Origin of the sequence: Shewanella sp. S1-58-MNA-CIBAN-0166, assembly GCF_040310085.1 — a bacterium.
Classification (GTDB): domain Bacteria; phylum Pseudomonadota; class Gammaproteobacteria; order Enterobacterales; family Shewanellaceae; genus Shewanella.
In genome coordinates this window covers 1-10,700 of record NZ_JBEOPN010000056.1, presented here as the reverse complement: position 1 = coordinate 10,700, position 10,700 = coordinate 1, and the positions used below count along the sequence as shown (strand labels likewise).

General features: G+C 38.5%; 10 protein-coding genes. All 10 read right to left on the bottom strand.

The features are described from left to right. Nucleotides 1-197: peptidoglycan-binding domain-containing protein (locus AAEY99_RS20785; protein ID WP_502959516.1), on the bottom strand; the 197-nt coding region annotated here is incomplete at its 3' end. A gap of 103 nt (nucleotides 198-300) precedes the next feature. Next, nucleotides 301-1,449: a lipase family protein gene (locus AAEY99_RS20780; RefSeq protein WP_351011875.1), complete on the bottom strand. Its 1,149-nt coding sequence runs from the start codon at nucleotides 1,447-1,449 to the stop codon at nucleotides 301-303. A 24-nt stretch (nucleotides 1,450-1,473) separates the two neighbouring features. After that, nucleotides 1,474-1,965, bottom strand: coding sequence for a DUF6795 domain-containing protein (locus tag AAEY99_RS20775; protein ID WP_351011874.1), 492 nt, complete (start codon nucleotides 1,963-1,965; stop codon nucleotides 1,474-1,476). 72 nt (nucleotides 1,966-2,037) lie between these two features. Further along, nucleotides 2,038-2,889, bottom strand: a complete 852-nt coding sequence (locus tag AAEY99_RS20770; RefSeq protein WP_351011872.1) for an immunity 49 family protein — start codon at nucleotides 2,887-2,889, stop codon at nucleotides 2,038-2,040. After that, nucleotides 2,889-4,781: an RHS repeat-associated core domain-containing protein gene (locus AAEY99_RS20765; RefSeq protein ID WP_351011870.1), complete on the bottom strand. Its 1,893-nt coding sequence runs from the start codon at nucleotides 4,779-4,781 to the stop codon at nucleotides 2,889-2,891. The genes AAEY99_RS20770 and AAEY99_RS20765 overlap by 1 nt, the downstream gene beginning before the upstream one ends. Before the next feature lie 285 nt (nucleotides 4,782-5,066). After that, nucleotides 5,067-5,558, bottom strand: a complete 492-nt coding sequence (locus AAEY99_RS20760; protein WP_351011868.1) for a DUF6795 domain-containing protein — start codon at nucleotides 5,556-5,558, stop codon at nucleotides 5,067-5,069. Nucleotides 5,559-5,630: 72 nt separating this feature from the next. Beyond that, complete coding sequence (locus tag AAEY99_RS20755; RefSeq protein ID WP_351011867.1) at nucleotides 5,631-6,482, bottom strand: immunity 49 family protein; 852 nt, start codon at nucleotides 6,480-6,482, stop codon at nucleotides 5,631-5,633. Next, the gene (locus AAEY99_RS20750; RefSeq protein ID WP_351011865.1) at nucleotides 6,482-8,302 is read right to left on the bottom strand and encodes an RHS repeat-associated core domain-containing protein; all 1,821 of its coding nucleotides are present in this window, start codon (nucleotides 8,300-8,302) and stop codon (nucleotides 6,482-6,484) included. Before AAEY99_RS20750 ends, AAEY99_RS20755 begins: the two co-directional genes overlap by 1 nt. Nucleotides 8,303-8,368: 66 nt before the next feature. Further along, complete coding sequence (locus tag AAEY99_RS20745) at nucleotides 8,369-9,394, bottom strand: hypothetical protein (protein ID WP_351011863.1); 1,026 nt, start codon at nucleotides 9,392-9,394, stop codon at nucleotides 8,369-8,371. A 360-nt stretch (nucleotides 9,395-9,754) separates the two neighbouring features. After that, nucleotides 9,755-10,348 (bottom strand): hypothetical protein, encoded by a 594-nt coding sequence (locus tag AAEY99_RS20740; RefSeq protein WP_351011862.1) that lies wholly within the window; start codon nucleotides 10,346-10,348, stop codon nucleotides 9,755-9,757. Nucleotides 10,349-10,700: the final 352 nt, after the last annotated feature.

Here is a 10,700-nt window from a genome sequence, read left to right as displayed (position 1 = left end):
TTACTTTGAAATAGCTTTATCGCTGCAACAGTTTTAGCGCTTTCAGGCCTAGAGCCTAAACGGCCATCAACAATTAAAGGTTTTGTAGGGGGAATGAGTTTAAGTAGTTTGTTTAAACCGGTTTGTACTGTTTTTACATCGTTTAAATTGTTAGCTCCACCCAGCCCGACAGCTTGAGTTATTCTTATCGATGTCATAGAAAGTCCTTTTTGCAATTTTTATAAATGAAAATATTACGGCATCATTTAATGAAAACGATTTAAAATAGTGAATTGGTTATTAGCTTTTAAAGTAATCATATTAACCAATACCTATATGTAGTGTGACTTTTATTGCAGCTATGACTAATTGATTTAACTTCTCTAGCATCCAGTATAATCCGTCCTTCATCGCCTTATAGGTCACATCTACGACTTTCACGCCGGTTTTACCTACAAAGTTTAATATGTGGCCTAATAAGCCTTTACAATCTTCTGCGTACTTTTCAGACATCTTAGATATTTCTACAAGACTACGAGCTAGAGCGTCATATATTGTCAACGTTCCAGCAACAACCCCTTGAGCCAAAATACTAGTGATTTTTCCGCTTTCTCTGAGTAGAGTTAGCAACGCACTGGTAATGATATCAGCCCAATGAGCATTAAAAGAGGCGTGATGACGATTGCTGTATTTTAAGCGCGTCATAGTTAAGTTAGACAAAGACCCTTTTTGCATACTCTCATAATTAGCATAGCGTGATGCTGTATTGATATAACCAGGCGCATTCCCAGCCATTTTATGTGCAGCACCAGTTAAAGATACACAAGTACTAAGTCTGTATTCATCACCTGCGTGAGCAAATGGCCAAACTGGTACCATAGGCACAGGATCGCTTCTGTGAACTGCACGATAAATACCATTTAACGTAGTTTCAGTTTGCATTGCAAAAGGATTACACCCAACCCTTGGAGCACCAAAAGTATAAAGTTTAACAGGTACCTTATATTGTGATTTAATCCAGTTAGATGCGAGATTAGCTAAAGCACCACCAAGGCTATGACCAACACAATGGACAGGTCTACTTCCCACTTTATTTAATATTGCTGCTAGTTGAGGTTTAATCGACTCAAATGTTCTATTAAATCCAGCATGTACCGCTTTATAGTTAGGCCCTACAGTCACACCACAATGTAGATCTGTTAAGGTATCTGCAATACCTGCGGTTCCACGAAAAGCAATAACAAGTTCACCTTCAAATCGCCCTCCGTTCCTTCCTTCACCTATGAATCCGAAGCCAGTTGAATGATTAAGGAGGTGTTCTGCCGTTGTACCTGAAACACCTTGTAATAAGGACTTACTATTGAATAAAAAGTGTTTCTCTAAAACCAGAGGAACCTCTAGCTTACTTTTAGTGCTTGCATAAGCAAATTCAGAGAGATTGACTGCTAATGTAGGGGTTAACGTTTTCATATTATTCCTTTAATTAAAACATTCCTAACTACTAAAAAATTGTGTTCCATCATCAACAATTTCAAATATTTCGAAATCATTATCCCAACGACAAATACTTTCCCCATCAAACTCTAAATTTGGATTTTGTTTATTTGGAAAAGTAAACTGAACTTCACTATTTGCTAAATCACCATTTAATGATTTTAATTTTGCTTCAACTTCAGCGAAAGGCTCTATACCCAAAAGCCTCGTATTCCATAATTTATAAGTAACACCATCATATAAAACATTTATATGCTGCATCACCACATCATGTACAAACATATCACCAGGCTTTTTTGACGTTATCGTCACAGCAGGCATCGAGAAGTAACCATCTCTATCGGTTTCGGTCTCGTCGGTTACGACAACATCATCCACATAACTGAGATCTCGTAATATTTGTGTTCCATAAACAGGGTTACCATCAAGTAAAATACGTCCTTTAACTTCTGAGCACATGTGTACGTCGTATTTTTTTAGTAGTCCAAACATGTTGAGCAAATCTCCCTATTAAAAATACTCTCGATAATTAAACATCTATCGAAGATACTTCATCTTAACCCGTTAAAAATATTTACCTTCAATCAAAAAGCGTGGCAGAGAGTCACTTTCAACCGTTACCTCATTACCCATATCGTGCCACATGCACGTCATACCGAGTAATTGCAGGGGTAAGAATGAATCTACAGGAGCATGATCCGGACCAGCCTCATAAATGTGGTAGCGCTCTTGCGCTTGTACGTTTTTGGCAAGTGCTTCATTAAAATCACAACCAACATCAAAAATTGATGGTGTTAATGCAGCCAAGGTTTCTAAATATCCCATAGCAATATATAACGCCCAATCATCATTTTGCTTAACAGCCATTCCCATGCACTCGTCTAGCAATTTCGGGTAATCGGCTTGATGATGGTGATAAGCTTGAAATACTTCAACTAACTTATAAGAAACGGGGCCTGCTTGTGTCGCACTTTGTTTCATCGTTTCTATAGGGAAATCTGCCAAGCTATCCATACTTTCAGTATCGCGAGTAATCACAGCTAAAAAATAGGCATCAAGCCACTCTGATGGCGCTGCATAACCAGCTTCTAACATCCCCTTACCGTTCCACGTTACTTCTGGTAAGTCGTATATTTTAAAAGTTTGCTCTTGCTCTGGCTGCTCTGCAAGTTTTAAGAACGCGGCGTACATTTTTGACGCATAACGTAACCCCGTGGCAGATTCTTGCTCAATCTCGGGGGTTTGCTCTGCCCAAGTGAGCCAGCGAGATAATTCCAAGTATTGATCAGGAAAAGCAATAAGGTTATCGCGACGAATAGTGATTGCCTGAGGCACCATTTCAATCATTTCTCTAGGAAATGCCAACCATTTGTCTAATTTAGCTAAATCTATTTTTACTTTACGCTCTATATTCATTATGTACCTGCTATTTTACTGGTATCTATATCAAACTCAGATATGTTAACTTCACCGACTACGGAACCCGATGCTGTTTTAGTAATCGGTGTTTCAATATGTAAATATTGTACTTTCTTTCCCATTACCGATGCTTTAGTCAATGCGTCGGCTGCCTGCTTATCTGTAGTATCAGGATCTTTACGCCCCATTGACTTAGTAATAGCTTGTGCATATTTCGTTGTGCCTTGCTGATAATATTCATCACCAATTTTCTTTTTACCTAATGGACTACTACCACCTTTAGCTTCAACAATAATCACATCACCATTAGCATTTTGATAAACCATATCAAAGTTACCCGATTCCGATGTGGAACTATCTAAGCTCGTTGGGTGAATGCGAGTATAACCAGGGTACTGTATCTTAATCGCTGCATCTGCTGCCTTTTCACCAATTTTGGCTGATTCATTGTTAATCTTTGGTATTTGGTCATTATAACGTTGTGTTTCTTCTGGTGAAGCTTTTGCCTTGTGCTTATCTCGCTCATCCATTTCCGTATCACGAGTGTTCACATGCTTTTTCAAATGTAAAGGAAGAGAAGAAACAGTCTGTTTACTACCTGCCTTTTTAGTTGCTTTGTTAAGCTTTAATTCATTCTCAGTCAACGTTCCTGTTTTACTAGACCATTCTTCATTGACCAATTTGCCATCAATAATATGCCCACCAACAAACTGTTCTATAGTCATCGTAGTTTCAATCACTTTATCGCCTACTTCTCGTGTTAAAGTAATTCTACCGTTATCAACATCCATAGATTCGATACTATATTCATGCTCAAGTCTATTTTCACCATTTGGTCTTGTTACTTTAATATTGGCTGTTCTGGCATCTACTGAAGAACTGTCTTCAGCAATTTGTAATATTTTGGCTTTTGTTGCCGGGTCAACAATATCGCCTATCATCTTAGAAAGTTTTTCCACACCTTCTTTACACAACAATCCAAATGGATCTACCCAATTCACTGGATTCGGTGCATATTGATAATGGTTTATGCCGCCTATCAATCCTATTGGGTCTTGATGAATAAATCGCGCTTGTTGAGGGCTGTAATACCTAAAGCGATTGTAGTGTAACTCTGATTCGTCATCAAAGTATTGCCCTTGAAAACGGATTGGGTTAGTAATTTTGTCTTGCTTGGCTGCATCATAAACATCAACATGCTCATTATCCCCACCGTCAAAATCTACGCTTTCAATTGTTTGACCGAACACGTCTTGCTGGCTGCGCCAGACAATTTTGGTGTTTTCATCAGTCAAGCAAATCGGTGTGCCGAGTTGGTCTAGGTGATAATAATAAATCTGCCCTGCTTTAATCAATGCGACGGGAATAAAAGTGTCGGGCTGATAAATATACCAGCTGTATTCACCTAAAGTGCATTCGCCAATCAGCTGATGATTATCCCAAATAAAGTCAGTGCGACCAAGCTCAGTGATTTTTGCACTGCGACGGCCTAATGCATCATATTCGTATTGGGTCAGCTTGCCATTAACGTTGATTTGCACCAGTTGGTTTAAGCCATTAAAGCTACGCTGTTGTTTGTCACCCCTACCCATTTGGCTGATTTGGTTGCCACTGGCGTCATAACGGTAATCGATGCCAGCCATGCTCATTAAGCGGTCATTGTTAACCACTACATCGTTAAGGTTTTTATTGGGCCTAACTGTTTCAGCTGATTGACTGCTAGCTGTTTCATTAGCGCTAACATGATTACTACTTATATCTTGGGTATGGGTATGGCTATGAATATCACTAGCACGAATAGCCTTTAATGGGTTACCAAAAGCATCCCATTGGTATTGCTGTCGAGCATTAGATGCATTGTCAACAATATTTGGGTTTTCGCCAGACACGCCAGTATCACTAATACTGATTAACTGGCTGATTTTGTTATAGCTAAACTGTTTAACCTCTGGCTTATGTTCAATATGCTCAGAAGACTGACCATCCGCAGCGCTATCGTTGCCAAGCTTACTTTCGCAGCGTTGTAATTGATGCTGTTTATCGTATTGATAACGTCTTGGTGCAAACAGAGATAATGCAGCTCTATCATGGAGAGCATAAAAAACGAGAACATAGTTATAGTTTGATTACTTTGAGGTTTATGCTTTTAATCGTTAAAAGTTAAAAGTTAAAAGTTAAAAGTTAAAAAAGTCTTCGTCTTCATCATTTAACTCATAAATATCAAAATCTTTTTCCCATCGGCAAATACTTTCACCATCAAACTCTAAGTTCTCGTTCGTTTTATTCGGAAAAGTAAACAAGACCTCTTTATTATTTAAATCACAATTAAGTGAAGTTAATTTCTCTTTAACTTCTTCAAACTCTGTTATGCCACCTAAACGTGAATGCCATAATAAAAAAGTACTACTCTCATTACATACCGAAATTTTTTGTATTACAGTATCATTGACAAACATATCACCAGGCTTTTTTGAACTTATACTGACTTCTGGCATAAAGAAACAACCACTCTCGTCCGTTAACGTTTCATCATTGTTTTCAACTTGATGAATATAACTGAGTTCTCTTATCACTTTGGCGCCAACAACAGGTTTTCCGTTTAACAAAACCTGTCCTTTAACTTCTGAGCACATGTGTACGTCGTATTTTTTTAGTAGTCCAAACATGTTGAGCAAATCTCCCTATTAAAAATACTCTCGATAATTAAACATCTATCGAAGATACTTCATTTTAACCCGTTAAAAATATTTACCTTCAATCAAAAAGCGTGGCAGAGAGTCACTTTCAACCGTTACCTCATTACCCATATCGTGCCACATACACGCCATGCCTAATAATTGCAGGGGTAAGAATGAATTGATGGGTGCATGATCAGGGCCTGACTCATAAATGTGGTAGCGTTCTTGGGCTTGCAAATTTTTGGCAAGTGCTTCATTAAAATCACAACCAACATCAAAAGTTAATGGCGTTAATGAAGCCAAGGTTTCTAAATATCCCATAGCAATATATAACGCCCAATCATCATTTTGCTTAACAGCCATTCCCATGCACTCGTCTAGCAATTTCGGGTAATCGGCTTGATGATGGTGATAAGCTTGAAATACTTCAACTAACTTATAAGAAACGGGGCCTGCTTGTGTCGCACTTTGTTTCATCGTTTCTATAGAGAAATTTGCCAAGCTATCCATACTTTCAGTATCGCGAGTTATAACCGCTAAAAAATAGGCTTCAATCCATTCTGATGGCGCTGCATAACCAGCTTCTAACATACCTTTACCATTCCATGTCACTTCAGGTAAATCATATATTTTAAAGGTTTGCTCTTGCTCTGGGTGCTCTGCAAGTTTTAAGAACGCGGCGTACATTTTTGACGCATAACGTAACCCCGTGGCAGATTCTTGCTCAACCTCGGGGGTTTGCTCTTCCCAAGTAAGCCAGCGAGATAATTCCAAGTATAGATCAGGAAGAGCAATAAGATTATCACGACGAATAGTGATTACCTGAGGCGCCATTTCAATCATTCTTCTAGGAGATGCTAACCGTTTGTCTAATTTGGCTAAATCTATTTTTACTTTACGCTCAATATTCATTATGTACCTACTATTTTACTGGGATCTATATCAAACTCAGATATGTTAACTTCACCGACTATGGAACCCGATGCTGTTTTAGTAATCGGTGTTTCAATATGTAAATATTGTACTTTCTTTCCCGTTAACGATGCTTCTTTCAATGCGTCGGCTGCCTGCCAATCTGTAGTATCTGGATCTTTGAGCCTCATTGACTTAGTAATGGTTTGTGCATATTTCGTTGTGCCTTGCTGATAATATTCATCACCAATTTTCTTTTTACCTAATGGGCTACTGCCACCTTTAGCTTCAACAATAATGACATCACCATCAGCATTTTTATAAACCATATCAAAGTTACCCGATACTGATGTGGAACTATCTAAGCTCGTTGGGTGAATGCGAGCATAACCAGGGTACAATATTTCAATTGCTGCATCTGCTGCTTTTTCACCAATTTTGGCTGATTCATTGTTAATCAGTGGTATTTGGTCGTTATAACGTTGTGTTTCTTCTGGTGAAGCTTTTGCCTTGTGCTTATCTCGCTCGACCATTTCCTCATCACGAGTGTCTACATGCTCTTTCAAATGTACTGGAAGAGAAGAAACAGTCCGTTTACTGCCTGCCTTCTTAGTTGCTTTGTTAAGCTTTAATTCATTCTCAGTCAACGTTCCTGTTTTACTAGACCATTCTTCATTGACCAATTTGCCATCAATAATATGCCCACCAACAAACTGTTCTATAGTCATCGTAGTTTCAATCACTTTATCGCCTACTTCTCGTGTTAAAGTAATTCTGCCGTTATCAACATCCATAGATTCGATACTATATTCATGCTCAAGTCTATTTTCACCATTTGGTCTTGTTACTTTAATATTGGCTGTTCTGGCATCTACTGAAGAACTGTCTTCAGCAATTTGTAATATTTTGGCTTTTGTTGCCGGGTCAACAATATCGCCTATCATCTTAGAAAGCTTTTCCACACCTTCTTTACACAACAATCCAAATGGATCCACCCAATTCACTGGATTAGGCGTATATTGACAATGGTTTATGCCACCCACTAATCCAATAGGGTCTTGATGTATAAATCTAGCTTGCTGTGGGCTGTAGTACCGAAAGCGGTTGTAGTGTAACCCTGATTCGTCATCAAAGTATTGCCCTTGAAAACGGATTGGGTTAGTAATTTTGTCTTGCTTGGCTGCATCATAAACATCAACATGCTCATTATCCCCACCGTCAAAATCTACGCTTTCAATTGTCTGACCAAACACGTCTTGTTGGCTGTGCCAGACGATTTTAGCATTTTCATCCGTTAAGCAAATCGGTGTGCCGAGTTGGTCTAGGTGATAATAATAAATCTGCCCTGCTTTAATCAATGCGACGGGAATAAAAGTGTCGGGCTGATAAATATACCAGCTGTATTCACCTAAGGTGCATTCGCCAATCAGCTGATGATTATCCCAAATAAAGTCGGTGCGACCAAGTTCGGTGATTTTTGCGCTGCGACGGCCTAAGGCATCATATTCGTATTGGGTTAGCTTGCCATTAACGTTGATTTGCACCAGTTGGTTTAAGCCATTAAAGCTACGCTGTTGTTTATCGCCGCTGCCTATTTGGCTGATTTGGTTGCCACTGGCGTCATAGCGGTAATCAACCCCAGCCATGCTCATTAAGCGGTCGTTGTTAACCACCACATCATTAAGGTTTTTATTGGGCCTTGCTGTGTCGGATGACAAAGCCGATGACGCTGGCTGTTGAATGTGTTCTGCACGCTCTAATCCTGCAGAGCCATTAACACGACCTTCAATCAAAAGCAGATGCGTTAACCAGTAACGCATCTATATTGGGGTTATTCATTTTTTAAAGAGCTGATACTGTGTTTCGCACTAAATTATTCGCTTTATTTATTCGCATCTATCTTCATCAATTGGCGATAGGACACTTCGTAAGGGGGGATTATGCGTCACAATCGATTTTTGAAAGCTCACATTTAAATCAGCTAATGACTCAATACCAAATTCTTTTAATGCTGACATCAATTGCTCTCCCTTGATATTTTTGTCACGTAAATCAATCACAAAGCTTTGTAAGTTTTGCAGTTCAGCCAATATTTTACTGACTTCTTTACTGAGTGGTGCTTGAGCTTCTTTTAACCCATGATAAGCCGCTTCTCTTGCACTGTCAGATGATGAGAAAAGTGCTATTTTTTCATCAAATACAGAGTGTAATTCTGCTTTGTATACTGTTAATTTTTCAACAATATCAGCAATAGTCACCTCTTTTTCACGGCTAAACTCCTGCTTAACGTCTTCTATACGCTCGAATACTTTTTCTAATCGCTCTTCATAGTCGTTAAAGTCATTCACTACTCGCCATAAATCAGCAACAGATTGTTGTGGGTAATCTGCTTCTTCAATCATGCCAAAAATCTCCATACGAATGGCATTTACGGCTAACATCGCAGGCTTAATGGCGGCTATCGCAAACACACCAATCACAGCATATAATTGATATTCTGACGTCATTCCAGGTACGTGGCCGGTGACAAAGTAAACAAGACCAGCATTGATAAGATGTGCAACGACGGCAATTATAGCGGCTTTAATCTTGATTTTTTTAACCCTGAATAAGTCATTGGTTAAATCAATACTGTCTGGCTTTTGAGGATGTGTCGCTCGTCTCTCTAGCATGGTTTGAGCATTACGGGCGATAAAGTAAGTGCTACCGATTAATAAGCTAATGGTAGAGACATACCAGAGATAAAGAGTGGCTGAAACCCAAACATGAAATTCAAATTCTGGGACGTCATATTGTTGAGCAAACCATTTAATCAACACGACCAGTAAAAAGGTCCCCACAATCCACCCTAACCACTCCCTGATTGTTTGAGTGTAAAATTCGCGTCTAATTTCGCCAAATATATCGTGCATAGTATTCCTTTACGTTATTGATGATGTTAATTTTGTCTAATTTTTGTACTCAATTAGGCGTCAGATATTATTGTACTACGTTTATTGATTAATGTTGGTACTAGACCACTAATCACCAAGACTATGAAATAACGCCAGTTAAGCAGCAAACGCTTTAATTGGAGGCGGTGTTGAATAAGTATTGAAGGACAACATAAGTCATAAAGGTGGGTAGTTTTTTGCTTAATAATAAAGGGTTATTATTCGCTGTTTCTTAATACTGGTCAGTGTGCCACTACAGCCACGACAAAACATAAGTAACAAAACAATAAAAATAGATAATGTTAACTTCATATACACCTATCAATAAGTTTGTTTTTGTTAACGCTTAGAATGGCCTTGCTCGACTAATTTATCTTGTGCGAGTTTCATCAATCGAGCTGCATATTCTTTATTAAACTCAAACGTAGTATTATCAAAAACGTACTGAGCGTGCTCACTAACCGCTAGCCAGTTCTGTTCTTTTTTATACAACTTTGCTAGCTCTTCATGGGTAGCAGTAACTGACGATTTGGTTAGCTCTACATCCAATGATAAAAACCCTTTATGGAGTGAAATAGCATAATTAATATCTTGATCTACAAACATACCGCTTTCATAAATCCAAGCGAGTGTAGAGTAAGCCATAGGATCTTTCGCATTAACTCTTTTTGTTGCTTCCTTAAGTAACCGTTCTCCATTACCAGTGTGCAAACTAAGAGGTACTAAGCCTCTCCAATAACCCATGTTAATGGCTTTTTCACACCACAGCTCCAGCTTTTCAGGAGCATTAATTAAGCTTTTTTGGCATTGTTCCGCGGCAACATTAATTGTTAAGTTGGGATCATCTATATCAATTGAATCATCCCACCTCGGACCCGCTGCGTTGGCGAAAGATATAACAATGATAAAAGCGAACAAAAATGTTTTCGCCATGTCAAAGTGCCTGCTGGGATAACTCTTTTTTAAGGAATATAAACTGTAAAAGAAAGCATAGGCGAAGGTATGAATGAGCCTTTTCAGCAAAATAGACCTGCTTTTCTAATTCATCATCTTGGTGGATTTATTCCACTTTAGTCACTTTGATTTTAGCAAGATAATGAACATTTTTAATCGCTTATATAAAGCAGTTTATTTCTAAAGGTATAACAATTTTAGCTATGCCTTTAGAATTAAGGCCAACTAATAAAAATGACATAAATACTATTTAGAATTCACTAGAAATCTTCAATAGAGCCCAACTTACTAAAACCTGAATCATCACAAAGCCAATATTCTTTTGTACCAA

Excerpts from the sequence above, each read along its gene's own strand:
- AAEY99_RS20780 (WP_351011875.1), bottom strand. The coding sequence starts at position 1,449 with ATGAAAACGTTAACCCCTACATTAGCAGTCAATCTCTCTGAATTTGCT.
- AAEY99_RS20775 (WP_351011874.1), bottom strand. The coding sequence starts at position 1,965 with ATGTTTGGACTACTAAAAAAATACGACGTACACATGTGCTCAGAAGTT.
- AAEY99_RS20770 (WP_351011872.1), bottom strand. The coding sequence starts at position 2,889 with ATGAATATAGAGCGTAAAGTAAAAATAGATTTAGCTAAATTAGACAAA.
- AAEY99_RS20760 (WP_351011868.1), bottom strand. The coding sequence starts at position 5,558 with ATGTTTGGACTACTAAAAAAATACGACGTACACATGTGCTCAGAAGTT.
- AAEY99_RS20755 (WP_351011867.1), bottom strand. The coding sequence starts at position 6,482 with ATGAATATTGAGCGTAAAGTAAAAATAGATTTAGCCAAATTAGACAAA.
- AAEY99_RS20750 (WP_351011865.1), bottom strand. The coding sequence starts at position 8,302 with ATGCGTTACTGGTTAACGCATCTGCTTTTGATTGAAGGTCGTGTTAAT.
- AAEY99_RS20745 (WP_351011863.1), bottom strand. The coding sequence starts at position 9,394 with ATGCACGATATATTTGGCGAAATTAGACGCGAATTTTACACTCAAACA.
- AAEY99_RS20740 (WP_351011862.1), bottom strand. The coding sequence starts at position 10,348 with ATGGCGAAAACATTTTTGTTCGCTTTTATCATTGTTATATCTTTCGCC.